This window comes from Imperialibacter roseus (assembly GCF_032999765.1).
Lineage (GTDB): Bacteria > Bacteroidota > Bacteroidia > Cytophagales > Cyclobacteriaceae > Imperialibacter > Imperialibacter roseus.
The window spans coordinates 5,585,096-5,603,839 of record NZ_CP136051.1; the positions used below are offsets into that span (position 1 = coordinate 5,585,096).

At 46.5% G+C, this 18,744-nt stretch carries 17 protein-coding genes; 11 read left to right on the top strand and 6 right to left on the bottom strand.

The features are described 5' to 3' along the window. The first annotated feature begins 16 nt into the window (after window positions 1-16). Window positions 17-3,112: a tetratricopeptide repeat protein gene (locus tag RT717_RS23590; RefSeq protein ID WP_317488801.1), complete on the top strand. Its 3,096-nt coding sequence runs from the start codon at window positions 17-19 to the stop codon at window positions 3,110-3,112. On the opposite strand, the gene RT717_RS23595 is transcribed toward RT717_RS23590, so the two are convergent. Both RT717_RS23595 and RT717_RS23600 read right to left on the bottom strand, forming a co-directional pair. Next, window positions 3,096-3,875, bottom strand: a complete 780-nt coding sequence (locus RT717_RS23595; protein WP_317488802.1) for an alpha/beta fold hydrolase — start codon at window positions 3,873-3,875, stop codon at window positions 3,096-3,098. The two genes, RT717_RS23590 and RT717_RS23595, sit on opposite strands and share 17 nt — an antisense overlap. Continuing rightward, window positions 3,876-4,349 (bottom strand): hypothetical protein, encoded by a 474-nt coding sequence (locus RT717_RS23600; RefSeq protein ID WP_317488803.1) that lies wholly within the window; start codon window positions 4,347-4,349, stop codon window positions 3,876-3,878. A gap of 185 nt (window positions 4,350-4,534) precedes the next feature. Between RT717_RS23600 and RT717_RS23605 the strand changes: the two genes are divergently transcribed. Next, window positions 4,535-5,023: an MOSC domain-containing protein gene (locus tag RT717_RS23605; protein ID WP_317488804.1), complete on the top strand. Its 489-nt coding sequence runs from the start codon at window positions 4,535-4,537 to the stop codon at window positions 5,021-5,023. Here the strand turns inward: RT717_RS23605 and RT717_RS23610 are convergent. After that, entirely contained in the window at window positions 4,975-5,655 is a 681-nt protein-coding gene (locus RT717_RS23610) for a hypothetical protein (protein ID WP_317488805.1), read from the bottom strand. The genes RT717_RS23605 and RT717_RS23610 overlap by 49 nt on opposite strands. Before the next feature lie 133 nt (window positions 5,656-5,788). Here RT717_RS23610 and RT717_RS23615 point away from each other — a divergent pair, with 133 nt between their 5' ends. The 6 genes from RT717_RS23615 (at window position 5,789) to RT717_RS23640 (ending at window position 12,696) form a co-directional block, all read left to right on the top strand. Then, entirely contained in the window at window positions 5,789-7,072 is a 1,284-nt protein-coding gene (locus tag RT717_RS23615; RefSeq protein ID WP_317488806.1) for a parallel beta-helix domain-containing protein, read from the top strand. Then, window positions 7,069-8,184 (top strand): SO2930 family diheme c-type cytochrome, encoded by a 1,116-nt coding sequence (locus RT717_RS23620; RefSeq protein WP_317488807.1) that lies wholly within the window; start codon window positions 7,069-7,071, stop codon window positions 8,182-8,184. The genes RT717_RS23615 and RT717_RS23620 overlap by 4 nt, the downstream gene beginning before the upstream one ends. Before the next feature lie 142 nt (window positions 8,185-8,326). Continuing rightward, the gene (locus RT717_RS23625; RefSeq protein ID WP_152001549.1) at window positions 8,327-8,548 is read left to right on the top strand and encodes a hypothetical protein; all 222 of its coding nucleotides are present in this window, start codon (window positions 8,327-8,329) and stop codon (window positions 8,546-8,548) included. Between the two features lie 161 nt (window positions 8,549-8,709). Further along, complete coding sequence (gene recJ / locus RT717_RS23630; protein ID WP_317488808.1) at window positions 8,710-10,410, top strand: single-stranded-DNA-specific exonuclease RecJ; 1,701 nt, start codon at window positions 8,710-8,712, stop codon at window positions 10,408-10,410. Between the two features lie 15 nt (window positions 10,411-10,425). Further along, window positions 10,426-11,157 carry an LPS export ABC transporter ATP-binding protein gene (lptB, locus tag RT717_RS23635; protein WP_317488809.1) on the top strand — a complete coding sequence of 244 codons (732 nt, stop codon included), beginning with the start codon at window positions 10,426-10,428 and terminating at the stop codon, window positions 11,155-11,157. Window positions 11,158-11,202: 45 nt separating this feature from the next. Further along, a complete protein-coding gene (locus RT717_RS23640) occupies window positions 11,203-12,696 on the top strand; it encodes a GH3 auxin-responsive promoter family protein (protein ID WP_317488810.1) in 1,494 nt (497 codons plus the stop codon). A gap of 47 nt (window positions 12,697-12,743) precedes the next feature. On the opposite strand, the gene RT717_RS23645 is transcribed toward RT717_RS23640, so the two are convergent. After that, entirely contained in the window at window positions 12,744-13,259 is a 516-nt protein-coding gene (locus tag RT717_RS23645) for a hypothetical protein (protein ID WP_317488811.1), read from the bottom strand. Between the two features lie 142 nt (window positions 13,260-13,401). Continuing rightward, a complete protein-coding gene (gene pheA / locus RT717_RS23650; RefSeq protein WP_317488812.1) occupies window positions 13,402-14,466 on the bottom strand; it encodes a prephenate dehydratase in 1,065 nt (354 codons plus the stop codon). 263 nt (window positions 14,467-14,729) lie between these two features. On the opposite strand from pheA, the gene RT717_RS23655 reads away from it, so the two are divergent. From RT717_RS23655 to rpiB, 3 genes are read left to right on the top strand one after another with little or no spacing between them, the layout of a single operon-like run. Further along, window positions 14,730-16,001, top strand: a complete 1,272-nt coding sequence (locus tag RT717_RS23655) for a serine hydroxymethyltransferase (RefSeq protein ID WP_317488813.1) — start codon at window positions 14,730-14,732, stop codon at window positions 15,999-16,001. Window positions 16,002-16,041: 40 nt separating this feature from the next. After that, window positions 16,042-16,860, top strand: a complete 819-nt coding sequence (gene tatC, locus RT717_RS23660) for a twin-arginine translocase subunit TatC (RefSeq protein WP_317492379.1) — start codon at window positions 16,042-16,044, stop codon at window positions 16,858-16,860. After that, window positions 16,857-17,291 carry a ribose 5-phosphate isomerase B gene (gene rpiB / locus RT717_RS23665; protein WP_317488814.1) on the top strand — a complete coding sequence of 145 codons (435 nt, stop codon included), beginning with the start codon at window positions 16,857-16,859 and terminating at the stop codon, window positions 17,289-17,291. Before tatC ends, rpiB begins: the two co-directional genes overlap by 4 nt. Here rpiB and RT717_RS23670 read toward each other — a convergent pair whose 3' ends face one another. After that, complete coding sequence (locus RT717_RS23670; protein WP_317488815.1) at window positions 17,292-18,701, bottom strand: hypothetical protein; 1,410 nt, start codon at window positions 18,699-18,701, stop codon at window positions 17,292-17,294. Window positions 18,702-18,744: the final 43 nt, after the last annotated feature.

Here is an 18,744-nt window from a genome sequence, read left to right on the forward strand (position 1 = left end):
AGCTTACATACTGCTCTTGTTAGCACCTTTAGTGTGGGAAACAGCTTTCTCTCAGGAAACCCCCTATCCCTACACAGAAGATAGCCTGAAGGCTACTTCTTTCTTGCTAAAAGCGGAAATAGCCCTTTCGGAAAAGAGACTGGACTCAGCGATTTTTTATGGCAACAACGCACTCGCCATGGCGGAATCGAGGGCCATCCGGTGCCTCATTGCAAGAAGCAATATTGTGATCGGCGACAGCTACAAGCAGAAAGAACAATTCGCTTCCTCACTTAATCACTATCTCGTTGCCCTGCGTGAGTTTGAACTCCTGGGTAAACATATGGAAGCATCGCAGAGCAATGACCTTATCGGCGAGCTATACGACGAATGGAAAGTGCCACAGAAAGCCTGGGTATATTTCATGAAGGCCTACGAAGAGAAAAAAGGGATCAGCGACACGCTGGGGATGAAATACAGCCTGGGAAAGGCTGCCACGGCGTTTGAGCTGGCCGGAAACAATCAGAAAGCCATTGAGAATTATCAGCTCATGCTTCAACTCATTAAAGACGACGACAAACAAGCTGAGCTGACCCTACTGCGAAGGCTTGCCCTTCTGCATATTGACGAAAAGAAACACACACTCGCCCTGGCTTACGACCTGCAGGTATTGTCGATTTACCAGGCTTTAAAAGATACTCCCGGCATCATCGCCTCTCTCAATAATATCGGCTACCTCTATCAGTACCTCGATGAAAAAATGCTGGCGCTGGAATACTTCAAAGAGTCGCTCGAACTTGACCTAAAGCATCATAACAATGATCCTTTCTATGTGGGAGACATGGTGCTGCTCGCAAATATCGGGAGCATTTACCATGACATGGGCGACAATTCCAGGGCGCTGAACTACTTCTTCGAAGCCATCAAATCGAACGAAGCACGAAAGACTCCTTCAAAGACACTTCCGCTATACAACGAGGTAGTGGCCACCTATATGAAAATGGATCAGTGGGAAAAAGCAAGAACATTTGCCGAAACTGCCATTCAAATTGGGGAGAAGCTCCCGCAAAAGTCCGAAGACCTTATTGTCACCTACAAGCGCCTTTCCGACATTCACGAACATCTTGGCGATTACAAACAGTCTCTGAGTTTCTTCAAAAAATTTGCCTGGTTGTCCGATTCAATTTCCACTGACCGACAACTACATGCCAAGTCTCAGCTCAATCAGCTGCTTACGCTCGACAAAAAAGAGAATGAGATCAGGCTGCTGATGGTAGAAAAGGAAATCAAAGACCTGGCGTTGAAAGAGCTTCAGCTCGAATCTCAGGAAAAGCAAAGGGACATTGAGCTGCTGCAACGTGACAATGAAATCCAGCGGATTATTCTGGGAAAACAGTTGGCAGAGAAAATCCAGGAAGAACAGAAACTTAAGCTGGAGCAGGCCAGACTAGAGGCACAAAACAAAGACAACGACATAGAGTTGTTGCAAAAAAACAAGTTCATCCAGGATCTTGCTCTAAAGAAAAAGGAGCTGGAAGAAAAAGAGAACCAGAAAGAGATCGAAATCCTCCTTCAGGAGCAGGCCATTCAGGATCTTGAGCTGACCAAGATTAAAAGCCTGAGAAATTTCTTCATTGGCGTCACTTCCCTTGTGCTGGTCATTTTATTCCTTATTCTGAGGAGCTACCGCATCAATGCACGAGCCAAAAAACTGCTGCAAGGGCAGAACGAAGAGATCAACTACCAAAAAGAGGAAATTGAAAACCAGAAGGACAAGCTGGAAGAATCTTACAACGACATTAAGCGCCTAAGTGAGGTGGCTAAAGAAATCAACTCTCACCTTTCGGTAAGCGATATCGTCCAAATTGTGTTCAGGTATATACATGGCCTGATGGACTACTCAATTGCCGGGGTGGGTCTCTTTGAAGAAGACAGCCACAAGCTGAAGTTTCAGGTGATAAGCAAAGGCTCTGCCTCAATAGAAAAGATAAATGTATCGCATAAAAAGGCCGATCATCCAGCCATTGCCTGTCTTGAAAATTCAAGAGAAGAAATTTTCTTCGACACGACCTTGCAGCCAGATTTTGTAGGATTTTCTACCAATCATTCAGTTTACAGATCGGTGATTTATCTCCCGCTTGTGGTGAAGAATAAGCGCATAGGTGTATTAACAGTGCAGCACCTGGAAGCCGAGCAATACCAAACCTATCAGATCAATATACTGAGAAGCCTGGCATTACATGTGGCCATTGCCCTTGAGAATGCCTCGGCTTACCAACAAATTGCTGAAAAGACCCACAACCTTGAAAAAGCGCTGATGGATTTGAAGGCTGCACAGGCGAAGCTTATTCAAGCTGAAAAAATGGCTTCCCTGGGTGAGCTTACTGCCGGCATTGCTCATGAGATCAACAACCCCGTCAACTTTGTCTACGCAGGTGTGGATGGCCTTAAGAATTCCCTGCAAGATCTTATTACGGTGCTAAACAAATACGCCGAGCTGGAGGAGTCAGACGAGCCAAATATTTCGCCTGCCTTTTTGCAGGAAATAACCGCCCTTAAAGAGCAGCTGTATTTCAATGAAACCAAAGAGGGCATGTTCCAGGTGGTGGAGGCTATTCGTGAGGGGGCTGTTAGAACGTCGCAGATAGTCCATGGGCTGCGAACCTTCTCCATGAACGATAAGGGCGATAAGCAGCTGACTAACCTTCATATAGGCATCGACAATTCATTGGTTCTACTTTCTCCAAAGATCAAAGAAAAGAGGGTTCGGATAAAGAAGGAATACGGAGATTCGATGAGGCCAGTTGAGTGTTTTCCCGGCCAAATCAATCAGGTGTTTATGAACCTTATCTCAAATGCACTGGACGCAGTGGCAGAAAAAGGCATCGTAACCATCAGAACAGAAGGTTTTGGCGATAAGGTAAAGATTTATGTAGAAGACGACGGCTGCGGGATGTCGGACGACATTCAGAACAAGATATTTGAACCCTTCTTCACCACCAAAGGCTATGGAAAAGGCACAGGGCTGGGCTTGTCCATCACCTTCGGTATTATTGAGCGGCATGGTGGCAGCATCGAAGTGGTGAGCACGCCTGGCAGCGGCAGTCGGTTCACGATTACATTGCCCGTTTAATAAGGTCTTTTACCAGCTGCGCCGTTTTTTCTGGCTGCTCCATGGGAAACATATGACCAGCATCCACAGCGATGAACTCAGTTTGCTTGAACCTCTTTTTGTGCTCCTCAATGGAAGCTGCAGAACCTATTTCAAAACGGCTGGAGTAGAGATAAAAACTTGGTACATCAATCTTCCCGCTTCCTAATGAAAATGGTGTGTGCTTAAAAATCCTGTACTCTTCTTTCGTTGAAAAATCCAGTTTCGCCCTGCCCTGCTCCGTCTCTACAAGACCGTACTCAATATAGTCTTTAAAAGCCTCGGGGTGAAAATCTTTGAACAGTGGCTTATTTCTGAAGCTTTCGGCTACCGCCGCCTTACTCTCCCATTCCGACTTTCTCTTTTTTGCTTTTACAGCCGGTGGCACAAGTTTGCCGGAAACGCCAACTATCCTTGCGCCTAATAAGAGGAGGCGCATTTTTTTGCCGAAAAATGGTGGATCCATCATGATCAACCCTTTGAATAAGTCTGGTCGCTTATAGTAGGCGTTCAGTGTAACCACGGCCCCAAGTGAGTGACCGAGGCCAATGACTGGCTTCCGTTGCTTTTCAATTGATTCAATGAGCTGATTAGTCAACGGTGCCCAGGAAAACCTGGGTTCGAACCTCTTGTCGTGCCCGAACTTTTCCAAATATTGCACATCGTTCGGCGCTAGTTGCTCAAGGAAATAGCGGTAAGTGAGCGCTGTAAACCCATTGGAATGAGCAAAATGAATAACGGACATCTAATTCTTCCCTTTCTTCGACTTTTTGGCTGGCTCCTGACCTTTTTCCCAATCCTTCTTAAAGTCTTTCAGAGCAGCTTCCGCCGCATACTGGAAGCCTTGTGCCGGTGAGGAACCCATGGCCTTGCCATCGCTCTGATAAACAGTGTCACTTTTGCAGTCTACCAGGTACAGCGATGTATGGTATTTTCCACTTATCCTTTCGTGTGTCTCAAGTTTGAATGTCATTACACTGCAAGAGTCCTGCCTGATCTCAGCATCCCAATTCTCCCGGGTGTCTCCAATCAAGTGAAACTGCTCTATGGTAAGCCATCTTCTGGCGTACAAACTCACCTGAAACATATCCTTGATGCCCGAGTAGTCAATTGTTTCGACACTCACATGCTGGAATGGGGGGATGGGCGGGGCCGTTTGTGCGTTGGTAAAACAGGATAACGCCATTGATAGAACTACAACCAGAATCACTCTCTTCATCTTATTCAACAAGTTTTTCAATGTTTTCCTCACTACAAAAATAGAACTCTATTGCATAAATTTACCTATCAGAAGCTGTATTCCACTATCATTCAAAGTCTTTCATTGAATTTAGCTGGAATAGTTTGAAGCACTTCGGTTCACCTTACCCATCGCCCGTGAAAGAGCTAAATCAAAATACACCAATGGCAGAGCTTATGAGGCACTTTAGCCAAAAGGGCACTGTAGCATGGATTGGCGTTCGTCCGGCAAGGAATGAAGCCGTTTTATCAGTTAAAAATGTGAAAGCAACACCCGGAAAGGGGCTGGAGGGTGATCGGTTCAAAGGGCCGGCCAACAGCCCCAGGCAGGTGACGCTTATTCAGGCTGAGCATCTGGCAACTGTGGCTTCCATGATGAACAAAGAAAGTGTTGATCCGGGGTTGTTAAGGAGAAATATTGTAGTGCAGGGCATCAACCTGCTGGCGCTAAAGGATAAAACCTTTGCCATAGGCACTGCTGTTCTGGAGATGACCGGCTTGTGCCATCCATGCTCAAAAATGGAGAAGGCATTGGGCTTTGGTGGTTACAATGCCATGAGAGGCCATGGGGGCATCACAGCAAAGGTAATACAGGAGGGGGTGATTCAGGTGGGCGATTCAGTGCTTGCTTCAGAAGACGGTTCGGGTGACTGATCGCCAGTCTGTTTGCTGTCGGTTTTTTTCGAGCCAGAAAGCCTGTCCAGCTCCCAATGAGGCAGCAGCAAGTCGTTGAACCTGAGCTGATATTGCTCTATCAGCGTTTTCACCATAAAATTGATCCTTCTTAAGGCGTCTTCCTTGTAGTCGACCCTATTCATCGGGTGGTGAATAAACAGCATGATAACGGGAAAAGACTGCTTCCTAAACTCTCCCAAAACCGAAGGAATCTGGTCATTCGCCTGCTCGCTGCCCGCCAATTGCTCATTCGCCTGCCTGGCGAGTTCGCCGATGTGTTTCACCAAATGAACATACAATTGCTGCGTTTCCTGAGTGGAGTTCGCATACTCTTCGGTCAGCTCATTGCTGTAGTTAGCCACCAGTTTTAGTCCAGTCAGGCAGGCATTCAAGGTGGGGTACACATTGGGCTGCCAAAATATTTCTCTGAACGTAAATAAATTCGGGAGCATCTCTGCATCATAATAAGGGTCATTCTCAAGCTGATGAATAAGCGCTAGGGAAACCTTTTCACTCACAAAATTTCCCGCTACCAGATTGAAAGACCATTCTGAAGCCTCCTCCCCAATTATTTTCATAAAAGGCCATATCTCACCGAAATCAAGTTTCATAGGCATTTGGAAAGATAGGAAGGTAAGCAAAAAGAAAAAAGTGGGGCTTCATTCATAGCTACAGCCGTGTCAATTTTGCTGATGTTTCTTATTTTTACCCTGCGCCCAGAAACATTTTGAACAACACTTACTCATGAAGCACTTTTTTTATTTGGCCCTCATAGCTTTGGTAGTCGCCTCCTGTGGCGACCCTGTTACCAGGACTATCCCCTTTGAAGATACCGAGTACAAGGATATTTCTCAGGATCTGCAGACCAGGCTCATTATGGCCGAAGCTGGGGATACTATCGTTATACTACCCGGCCATTATGTATTTAAAAGGAGCCTTACTTTGGAAGGAAAAGACAGCATCACCATTATGGGCGCTGGAATGGACAAAACCATTCTCTCCTTTCACGAACAAACAGAGGGAGCTGAGGGGTTGAGGATCCAAAACGGAAACCAGATAGTGCTCAAAGACTTGACGATCAGAGATGCCGTCGGCGACAATATCAAGATACAAGACATCAACGGGCTGGAGCTGATCAACGTGAAATCGGAGTGGACAGGTGAGCCCGAAGAAACCAACGGCGCTTATGCAATCTACCCTGTGATGTGCAAAAATGTATTAATTGACCACTGCGTGGCCATTGGAGCATCGGATGCCGGCATTTATGTGGGGCAGTCCCACAACGTCATTGTGAGCAACTCCACAGCCTACAATAATGTGGCTGGCATCGAAATAGAGAATACCACCAGCGCAGACGTTTTCAACAATGAAGCTTACGACAATACCGGAGGGATCCTTGTTTTCGACCTCCCGGGTCTTTCCCAGTTAGGTGGAAATGTGAGAGTATTCGACAATAAAGTAACCAGCAATAACTTCCGAAACTTCGCTCCTAAGGGGAACATAGTGGCCTCGGTGCCTCCCGGCACAGGCGTGATGGTGCTGGCGATGACATCAGTAGAAATTTTTAACAACAAGGTATCTGAAAACAGAACGGCAGGAGTGTCTGTTATCAGCTATGACTTTGTGATGGCAGCAGCAGCCATGGACGATTCGAATGACGGCGATGCACAGATGTCGCAGAATGAAGCTGCTTATAAAGCCGACAAAAACTACAACCCTATCCCCTCTGGTGTCTTTATCCACGATAACAGCATCACCAATAGCTTTACTTTGCCCTCACTCAAAAGTGATATTGGCTATCTGCTCGTATGGCAATTCGGGCTCTCAATTCCTGACATCCTTTGGGATGGAATTACCGCCGCACCCTCTGACAAGGTCATTTGCGTGCAAGCCAATGGTGACGCATCGTTTGCCAATATGGATGCAGCCAATGATTTTGAAGACAGCAACCGGGATATTGACGCACACACCTGTTCAGGAAATGTGCTTCCACCCGTCGTTTTAGAAAAAGCAGTTGCTTCGCTATGAGGTTTTTTGTTCCAGTCCTTTTCTTGTTAGCTTTTTTTACGGCATGTGACCCGGGCCAGAAAAAAGAAGCCAGCCAAAAAACTGCTCCTGTTACCTTAAGAACCAACAACCACAATATCCGGCAAAACAGGCAACCTCTTTCACTTGGCCCCGACAAGCTGTCGGAGTTCGGGTTCTTCGAAGGAAAACTATCGGATTTGGTGCCAGGCAAGGGTATTATCCCCTACGACCTCAACATGCCATTGTTCTCTGACTATGCCGACAAAAGCAGGTTTGTGGCGGTGCCTCCTGAGAAAGTAATCAACGTTTTGGAAGATGGCTCACTTGATTTTCCTGTTGGCACAAGGCTTATTAAAACCTTCCACTACCCTGCTAAAAACGAGGCTGGACGAAAGCTGATAGAAACAAGAGTGATAGAAAAGACAGACAAAGACTGGAAGGCCCTGACCTATATTTGGAACGATGAGCAAACGGAGGCGTTTCTTGAAGTAGCTGGCGGCAATATCGATGTTGAACTGGAGCAAGATGGCGTGTTGCAAAAAGTAAGCTACTCTGTGCCAGATGTTAATCAGTGCAAAACTTGCCACGGCCGATCCAACGCTGTGATTCCCCTGGGCCCAAAACTCTCGCAGCTGAATAGAGACTACACCTACTCGGAAGGTGGAACCCAAAATCAATTGAGCTACTGGCAAAGCAAGGGCATCCTTGACCTCAAAGAAAAGCCCTCCACAATCGGAAAGTTTCCTGATTGGAGTTCCGCACATACCAATGTCAGTTTGGCCGCCAGGGCCTATCTCGACGCCAACTGTGGTTCCTGCCATCACCCGGAAGGTTCGGCCAACACGTCGGGGCTATTCCTCACCTTTGACGTCAGCAACAGAAGCAAGTATGGCATTATGAAAAAACCCGTTGCAGCAGGCAAGGGATCAGGCGGGCGCCTTTACGGTATAGTGCCTGGCAAACCGGAAGAGTCTATCCTGGTTTTCAGAATGGAGTCTACTAATCCTGGCATAATGATGCCAGAACTTGGCAGGTCTTTGCCTCACAAAGAAGGAGTGGCGCTTATCCGTCAGTGGATCGCCGAGTTGGAGGCAAACGCTCCCTCACAATAGTTTATTTTTGCAGGCTTTAGGGGCTTACCTATAATTTCTTGTCTTTCAGGAGAGTACACGTTAAAATTAACCAACCTTTAACATGATTTTAACGTCCTAGGAAAAATAAAATAGTATGCTTGCATAATAAATTCAAAGGGTCATGTTCAAGTTAAAACCCATCTACCTTAACGGTAAAAAGTTCATTCAACTTTCTCAGTTGCCAATGCGCCAGGCCAACGCTTTGTTGTCGTGGCTGCCAGGTAAAAGTATCATGCGCCTGATCAACGATGGCGTTGAGCTTGAGGACTGTATCGACTATTCCAACTATGAATATTGGTTCGATACTTACTTCAAAAAGAGAGAGTTCGAGCTGGACTTTTGATATTTTTTCAAATAGCGTAGTGCCACCCGACGTTTCCTTCGGGACGTGCCATCATATTCTCCTCATTTCTTTACAGACTATCGCTCATCAATCGATTGAATTTGTATTTTTGGAAATAACCTGTTTTTCATATTTCCCAAGTACTTCAATCGCAGCAATAAATGAGCAAAAGATGGGTATACAAAGACCTACCTGATCCCGAAACAGTGCATTCACTGGCTTCAGGCATTAAGGTAAGCGATACCCTGGCAGCATTGCTGGTTCAAAGAGGCTATAGCACTTTCGAAGAAACCCGTGCTTTTTTCAGGCCACACTTGGGGCAGCTACACGATCCTTTCCTGATGAAGGACATGGAAAAGGCCGTGAACAGGTTGAGTGAAGCGATTTTCAAAAAAGAGAAAATACTTATCTATGGTGACTACGATGTGGATGGCACCACTTCTGTGGCACTGGCTTACGGCTTTCTCCGTAAGTATCATTCCAATATTGACTACTACATCCCCGACCGTTACGATGAGGGCTACGGCATTTCAGAAACTGGCGTCCGCTGGGCAGCCGAGCAGGGTTTTACGCTTGTCATTGCGCTTGACTGTGGCATAAAAGCAGTTTCAAAAGTAGAGTTGGCCAATTCCCTGGGGGTCGATTTCATCATTTGTGACCACCACCTTCCGGGTCCTGAGCTGCCCAAGGCATTTGCCGTGCTTGACCCAAAGCGTCTCGATTGCAATTACCCGTTTGATGGGCTCAGCGGCTGTGGAGTGGGTTTCAAGCTTATGCAGGCCTTTGCCATTCAGAACACTGTCGACATTCAGGAGCTTTATCTTTACCTCGACCTGGTGGCTGTCAGCATCGCTTCCGACATCGTGCCCGTTGTTGGTGAAAATAGAGTGCTAGCCTACTTCGGCCTTCAGAAGCTCAATAAATCGCCTTTGCCGGGGCTGAAAGCTTTGAAAAATCTTTCAGGTATTCGGGGAGACGTTACAGTGACACGGGTAGTTTTTGGCATCGGGCCACGCATCAATGCCGCCGGCCGGATCGATCATGCTGGCGCCGCAGTAGAGCTATTGCTGGCAAGAACGGAGGAAGAAGCCGAAGAACTGGCAGCCCAACTTGACATCAAAAATGACCTTAGAAAAGGCTTTGACGAAAATATTACAAAAGAAGCCCTCGCAATAATTGAAGAAGAAGATCAGCTCAAAAAATCTTTTTCGACTGTGCTTTATAGAGAAAACTGGCACAAGGGCGTTATAGGCATTGTAGCGTCCCGTTGCATAGAAAAGTTTTACCGGCCAACCATTATCCTGACCGAATCAAATAGCAAAGCAACGGGCAGCGCCCGGTCAGTGGTGGGCTTCGATGTGTACGAAGCCATAGCAGAGTGTGCCGACTTACTCGATCAGTACGGTGGTCATAAATACGCCGCCGGGCTAACGATGAATTTGGATAAGGTTGAGGCCTTTAAGGAACGGTTCGAAGAGGTGGTGGCCAGAAGAATTACGCCAGAAATGCTGGAGCCAATCATTGACATCGACCTGGCGATTCCAATAGAGGGTATCAACCACAAGTTTTTCAATATATTAAGGCAAATGGCTCCTTTTGGGCCAGGTAACATGCAACCGGTGTTTGTCTCCACCAACGTAGTTGCCAAATCGGTAAAGCAGCTGAAAGACATACACCTGAAAATGTTTTTGAGCCAGGAAGGCTCCAAGGCTTCCCTTGAGGCTATTGCTTTTGGGTTTGGCGAGTACTATGATGCTATTGCAAATGGCACACCTTTCAATGTGGCCTATACTATTGAAGAGAATGACTTTATGGGAAACAAAACCATGCAATTACACATCAAAGATTTGAAGCTTGATTAATACCTGAAAGGATCAATGAAACTAAGTGCACACAACCTGATAAAAAAGTATAAAGGAAGAAGCGTTGTCAACAATGTGTCGGTCGAGGTTTCGCAAGGAGAAATTGTCGGCTTGCTTGGTCCCAATGGTGCCGGAAAAACGACTTCCTTTTACATGATCGTAGGCCTGATAAAGCCCAACGATGGGGAAATTTTTCTGGATGATCAGAACATCACCGACCTGCCGATGTACCGGAGGGCGAAGCTTGGCATTGGTTATTTAGCACAAGAAGCCTCCGTATTCAGAAAATTAAGTGTGGAAGAAAATATCATGGCTGTTCTCGAAATGAGAAATATTCCGAAGGCTGAGCAAAAAGAAAAGCTTGAGAGCCTGCTGGAGGAATTTAGCCTCGGGCATGTGCGCAAAAACCTCGGCATGGTGCTTTCCGGAGGAGAGAGAAGAAGGACGGAGATTGCCAGGGCTTTGGCAGTTGATCCCAATTTTGTATTATTAGATGAGCCTTTTGCAGGGGTAGACCCAATCGCTGTGGAAGAGATCCAAACTATTGTGGCACAGCTCAAGAAAAAGGACATTGGAATCCTCATCACGGACCACAATGTGAATGAAACGCTATCGATAACTGACAGGGCCTATTTGATGTTTGAAGGAAAACTGCTAAAATCAGGGACTGCAGAAGAGCTGGCTGCTGACGAACAGGTAAGAAGGGTGTACCTGGGCAAGCACTTCGAGTTGAAAAGAAAAGTTTAGTCAACAACACCAATGGAAATTCTCAATTCTATAATGACCTGGGTCATGAAAAAGCGAATCCACCAGATTGAGCTTTTCATGAAGTATCCCTTTGAGGTGCAGGAGGAGCTTTTCCAGAGGCTGATTCAGCGAGGCAAGGACACAGAATACGGAAACAAATACGGCTTTGTGGATTTTCGAAATCATGAGGACTTTCAAAAGCGGGTGCCGATCGTGTCTTACGAAGAACTGGCACCCTACATTGACCGATTAATGAAGGGGGAGCAAAATGTGCTCTGGCCAAGCGAGGTAAAGTGGTTTGCCAAGTCGTCGGGCACTACCAATGCACGCAGCAAATTCATCCCCGTTTCTCCCGAGGCACTTGAAGACTGCCATTTTAAGGGTGGCAAAGATCTCATTTCCATCTACGTTAACAACTACCCCGAATCCAAGCTTTTTACAGGCAAGGGCCTCACCATTGGCGGCAGTCAGCAGATCAATCAGTTTGATAAAAACGCCAACTCCTATTATGGCGACGTTTCCGCTGTCATCATCAAGAACCTTCCTCTATGGGTTCAGTTTGTGCGCACACCAAGCATGGAAATTGCGCTGATGGACGAGTGGGAAGAAAAAATTGAGATGATGGCCACCACCACTCTGGAGGAAAACGTGACCAGCATCAGTGGCGTGCCCACATGGACGGTCGTCTTACTACAGCGAATATTGGAACTAACAGGCAAAACCAATATCCTGGAAGTGTGGCCAAACCTGGAAGTCTTCTTCCACGGCGCAGTAGCTTTCCCGCCATACAAAGACCTCTTTAAGGCGCTCATCCCCTCCGATGGCATGCGCTACATGGAAACCTACAATGCGTCCGAAGGCTTTTTTGGCATACAAGACCAAAGGAACTCCGACGAGATGCTGCTGATGCTCGACTACGGCATTTTTTATGAATTTGTCCCTTTTGAAGAAATTGGCAACGATCATCCCAAGGCACTAACGTTGGAACAGGTAGAAATTGGGGTTAATTATGCGATGATTATCACCACCAACGCTGGGCTCTGGAGATACAGAATTGGTGACACGGTTAAGTTCACCTCTATCAGCCCTTTCCGGGTGAAAATCAGTGGCCGCACAAAACACTTCATTAACGCCTTTGGTGAAGAGCTGATTATTGAGAATGCAGAAACGGCGATTACTGAAGCATGCAGGGAAACCTCGGCGGTGATCAGCAATTTTACGGCCGCCCCACGTTACCTTGAGGGTGGACAAAAGGGAGCTCACGAATGGGTGATGGAGTTTATTAAGCCTCCAAGCGACAGAACCAGGTTTATAGAGGTTTTGGACAGCACCCTTCGAAAAATCAATTCAGATTACGACGCCAAACGGTATAAAAGCCTTGCCCTCGAAGCGCCTGTGCTCTACGTGGTGGAAGAAGGCACTTTCTATCAGTGGATGAAAAAAAGAGGGAGGCTTGGCGGCCAAAACAAAGTGCCACGGCTTTCCAATTCCCGGGAGTATATTGACGACCTGCTGGAAATGATGAACGTTACGGCATAAAAAAAGGGAGCCATCGCCCCCTTTATTGATCTGATTTCTTCGCCTTATCATGAATGCCTGTCCCGGATCACCTTGCCATCGGGCGATACCACAATCAGGCGCTCCAGGTTGCCTTTTTCCAGCTGTATCTCAAACCTATCACGGTTGAACCTGCCTACCGAGATGATTTCATTTCGATCAACCACCTTCCAATTGCTATACTGCGAGTGTATCGTAGCTTCTACTGCCTCGGGCAGTTGGGCGTGCTTCTTTATTTCATTAGCCTTTTCAAACCCCCCATCGGGTTTGTAGTACGCTGTGAAATCCAGCTCACTGTTTTCGATAACTACCTTATACACTTTTGCCGTCACGCTGCCCTTGCCTTCCATGTAGTGCAGGTACCAGGTTTGATCCTGGAAATTACTCGTTTCCGGAAATTCATTCTCCAGGCTTTTGAGGATTCGAATGGGCACTTCGCTCCTCTCAATTTTGGTGTTCTTGCCTATTTCAATTTGTTGGGCACTGGCCTCAACCACAATTCCAAAAGCTATAGCCACTGCGGCCAGCATTGATAACTTTTTCATTTCGATGGTTTTTTTGTGTTCTTTTCCAGGCAAGCGTGGCTGTTTGTCACGCTTTGGAATTTGAGGCCTCAAATATTTCCCAGATGAGTTTAAAACGATCCAAAAGTACGTTTCGTTCTTTCCAACGGCACTATTTTTTTGACTAAACCAGCTTCACATAACTGCCCAACCACTTAATGTTGTGCCAGTAGTTCTTCACCACCTTTTGGACCCGTCTATCATTGAAATGGCCATCGAAGTCGATATAAAAAATATACTTAAAATTAGAGCCCTCTTTAGCTGGCCGGCTCTCAACTTTGCAAAGATTGATCTTGGCCTTGTGAAATTCTTGCAGGAACGTAACCAAAGCTCCAGGCTTATCTTCCAGGCGTGCCAAAATGGATGTCTTGTCGTTGTTGCTTGGCTCGTTAAAATGGCCCTTGCAAAGAATGATGAACCGGGTAGAGTTCTCTCCGGAATCTTCAATGTTCTCAAACAGTATCGGAAGGTCATATTCCTTGGCTGCAATGTGAGCGCAAATGGCCGCCGCACCTTTTTCTTCCTTGGCTATTTTTACAGCCGTGCTCGTAGAGTTGACCGGCACCAGTTCCACTCCTTTGTCGAAGTGGTCCTCGATGAAAGCACTACACTGCCTGAAAGCAATGTCTTTAGAATAAATTTTCTTAATGCTTTTCAGGTTTTCTTCTTCAGTGGCAAAAGCGAAGTGGATGGCCAAAGGCAGCTCGGCAATGATGTTAAGGTCGTAGCGGCCAAGCAGGTCAATGGTTTCCTGCACCACACCCTCCTGGTTATTCTCAATAGGCACTACGCCAAACCTCGCCCTATCGCTCTTAACGGTTTCAAACACCGCTTCAATGGAGTTAAGTGAAGTGTAAGTGCTCATTGCCCCATACCGGCTTTCTGCTGCCTGGTGGGTAAAACTTCCTTCCGGCCCCAGGTAAGCCACTCGTTCGGGCAGCTCCAGATTCCTCGCTACTGCGAAAATCTCAAGAAAGATGGCCTCAATGGCCGCCCTGTTGAGCAAGCCTTTGTTCATTTTGTCAAGCCTGTCGATGATCGCCTTTTCTCTTTCGGGGCGGTAAATCGTGGCCTTGGTCTTTCTTTTTAAATCGCCGACCTGCTTCACCACTTCCATCCTCTGAGCTAATAAGTCCAAAATCCTGTTGTCGAGGTCATCTATCTGCTTCCGGTATTCTTCTAGTGCCATGTCCTTTGCCTTATAATTAATTCCTGATCCAACAGGTATGCGCTGTGCGGATGTTGCCTTTATTTTGAAATGGGAACAAAAATGTACGTTTTTTTTGGGTAAAACAACATATAGCAGCTGTGTCAGTTGGCCGAAACGGCGGGCTTCGTCAAGGCATATTTCTTTTGGTTGTCGCATGCTAAAAAAGGCATTGTAATACGTCTGGTATTTCAATTGGTAAATTCTACTGCTTGCGCTAACTTTGGCCGCAAACAATTCCTGAAATGCAGAGAGATACATTGATTTTTGACCTCATCCAAAAAGAGAAGAAAAGACAAGAAGACGGCATTGAGTTGATAGCCTCTGAGAACTTTGCTTCTCCGCAGGTAATCGAGGCGATGGGTACCGTGTTAACCAACAAATATGCCGAGGGCCTCCCTGGTAAAAGATACTATGGTGGGTGTGAAGTCGTTGATGAAATAGAAACTCTTGCGATTGAGCGTGCAAAGGAATTGTTTGGCGCCACCTGGGCCAACGTGCAACCCCACTCAGGGGCTCAGGCAAATGCCGCTGTGATGCTGGCAGTGCTTAATGCCGGTGACGCTATCCTTGGGTTTGACCTCTCACATGGTGGGCATTTAACTCACGGATCCCCCGTCAACTTTTCAGGCAAGCTGTACCGGGCCAATTTTTATGGCGTTGAAAAGGAAACCGGCGTCATCAACTATGACGTGGTGGAAGCTACAGCAAAAAAAGAAAAACCTAAGTTGATGATTTGTGGTGCTTCAGCTTACAGCAGAGACTGGGACTACGAAAGGCTCAGGGCCATCGCCGATCAAGTAGGTGCCCTATTGCTGGCAGATGTATCACATCCTGCGGGGCTCATTGCCCGGGGTTTGCTCAACGATCCGCTTGACTATTGCCACATAGTAACTACCACCACTCACAAAACACTGCGGGGCCCAAGGGGTGGCATGATTATGATGAGGGAGGATTTCGAAAATCCGTTTGGGCTGAAAACGCCTAAAGGCGACTTGAGAATGATGACTTCGCTGCTGGACGGCGGTGTTTTCCCTGGCACGCAAGGCGGCCCACTGGAGCATGTGATAGCAGCCAAAGCGATTGCCTTTCAGGAAGCTTTGTCGGACGACTACATGAGCTATGTGCTGCAGGTACAAAAAAATGCGAAGATAATGTCTCAGGCATTTGTCGACAAAGGTTACAAAGTGATTTCGGATGGCACCGACAACCACATGATGCTGATCGACCTGCGCCCTAAAAACTTAAGCGGCAAGCAGGCTGAAAATGGCCTTATTAAAGCAGATATTACCATCAACAAAAATATGGTTCCCTTCGACGACAAGTCTCCGTTTGTAACCTCGGGCATGAGGCTCGGAACTGCGGCCATGACCACAAGAGGACTCAAAGAAAATGACATGCTGAAAATCGCCGAACTGGTGGACGACGCATTGATGAACCATGAAAATGAGTCCAAACTTTCCGCTATCAAGAAGGAGGTAAATAGCTGGATGAGCAACTTCCCACTTTACAAATAATTAAACTATACCGGCCGTGGCGGAGAGTGAAGAGAAAGAAATGTCGTTTATCGACCACCTGGAAGAGCTCAGGTGGCATCTGGTGCGTTCAGTAGCATCAGTATTGGTTTTTTCCGTGGCAGCCTTTGTTTCCAAGGGCTTCATATTTGGCGTGCTGATTCTTGGCCCGTCCAAAACTGACTTTTGGTCGTACAGAATGCTTTGCAAGCTCTCCGAGATTGTTAAGATTGATGCCCTGTGCATCAATGAGCTTCCTTTCATTATCCAAAGCCGACAGCTTACCGGGCAGTTTACCATGCACATCACCTCCTCACTGGTAGTGGGGCTTATTTGTGCCTTCCCTTATGCCTTTTGGGAAATTTGGCGTTTTGTAGCGCCTGGACTTTACTCACATGAAAGAAATTTGACCCGTGGGGCCACCTTTTTTGTGAGCTTCCTTTTCATGATTGGCGTGCTATTTGGCTACTTTATAGTGACGCCAGTGTCAGTGTACTTCCTTGCCAACTATCAGCTGGATCCATCCATTCTCAACGAGTTTGATATTATCTCTTATGTTTCCACGGTAGTGACGTTGGTACTTTCAAGCGGGCTGATTTTCCAGCTTCCGATTGTGATGTATTTCCTAACAAAGGCCGGAATTGTAACACCGGAATTCCTGATCACCTACAGAAGACATGCTATTGTTGTTATTTTCATTGTTGGCGCTGTGATTACTCCACCAGACCCTTTTAGCCAAATGCTTGTTTCGCTGCCGATCGTCGGGCTTTATGAAGTGAGTATCTATATTTCGAAGAGAATCAAACGCAGAGAAGCGAGAGAAGAAGCAAAAGAAGCGCTGAAACGAAACCCGAAATCATGAGCTTAAAAATTGCCCTGGGAGCTGATCATGCTGGCTTCGGTTACAAAGAAAAGATACTTGCCTTTTTGCGACGTGAAGGTCACATAGTAAAGGACTTTGGCACCCACAGTGCTGATTCAATAGACTATGCGGATTTCGCTCATCCTGTAGCCACATCCGTCGAAAGTCATGAATCTGATTTTGGTATCCTTATTTGCGGCAGTGGCAACGGTGTGGCCATGACAGCCAATAAACACCAGCAAATACGAGCAGCCCTTTGCTGGAAAGAAGAACTAGCTGCGCTCGCCAGACAGCACAACAATGCCAACGTATTGTGCATGCCAGAGCGATTCGTTGACTATGAAGAAGCTGAAAAAATGGTTAAGGCTTTTCTTTCAGTTAAATTCGAGGGAGGCAGACACGAACGAAGGGTGGGCAAAATAAGCTGTTGACTACTCCCTTCTTATGTAGAGGTTCGTCCCCTCCACGCTCTCATATCTTTCGCCTATAGCAGGTGCCCGATTTATTAACTTAGGCATCAGGCCTTCGAGGTCTACGATTACCTCGGGCTGGATTTGATCGATATTGTTGAATACGTTTTCAACATTGCTGTAAAAATCGAGTTGTGTTACCTCCTCCTCACTCAGGTTCCAGTTCAGGTATTTACTGCCCAATACGGCGCTTTCGTAGTAGCTTTCCTTATCGCCAATTACCCATATTTTCTTGCCTGAGTAGCTGGCTGGCAACAACTCCTTTTGAGCGAAATATGCATCGTAAGTAATTGTCTCACTGAGCCTGGCAGGCAGCTTAAACATTGCATAGCTCCAGCCGAGCACCAAAACAAAAACCAAAGTAGTAAATATTTCAGCCCAAATTCTCCGCCTCATTTCCAATATATAGTGAGCAGTAAAAAAGGCTAGTGGGGGCACAAAAATCAGGAGCAGCTGCGGAACGATTTGGTTTGAAATAGCCAGCGTGATGAACCCGGCAATAATATTGATGAACATGACCTGTTGAAATTTTACCTGATAGTTGGCAAATCTCGCTTTGGTGTAAATCCGAAATAGAGAGACCACAAGGATCAACAGTGAGGATCCGCCGATGACCAAAAGCTGAAACGAGGACATCAAATAATGCTTTCTCGTTCTCCAAAGTCCTTTCATAAACTGCGTGTGGAACTCATCCACGGCGTCGAACCAATAGTAGTAGGCATAGCTAACAGAAATCAATACCGAAAAACCAAAAAAGAGCAGGATGTACCGCCGTGGTATGGATCCCGTAAAGAGGGCCAGCGATAAAGCTGTGGTAAAAAGGAAGGGAAGTAGTGGCAGATAGAATAATACTGCAATGCCCAAGTAAAGCCCTGTGTACAGAAAAAGCTCATCCCGGGTATTGTTGTCTATGCGCCGGAAAATATTGTTGATCGCTAACAAGATGAACGTAATACTGAACAGAATTGGCGGTAGCGTGATGAAATCGAACGAAAGGTTCATGTACATCATGTAGAACAATGCAGGCACGTAGGTGTTTTCCTTGTAGGCCTTGTTCCGGAGCAGCACCTGATTGAATAGCCCAGCCTGAATAATTACCAGCAAAGCAGAGATGACGTAGTAAGGCCAGCGGGAGTCGCCAAACAGGTAGAAGATCGCCTGATACATGACGCCTGACAGCGGCCCGATGTCGTCCCAAATATCGAGATAAAGGTGGCCACCCTGAGCCATTGCCTCCCCAATAAGCCTCCAGTGCAGCTCCGGCAACGTGAGTGGAATTCCCCAAATGTAAAATGGCAGCCTTACCAGCACCAAAAGTAGCAGCACAAAAATGAGGCGGTAAGGGTCGTTTATTCTAAAAAAAGATAGCAACGGATTTTCTCAAGGTTATTGTCTTGCCACGAAAATACGTGTT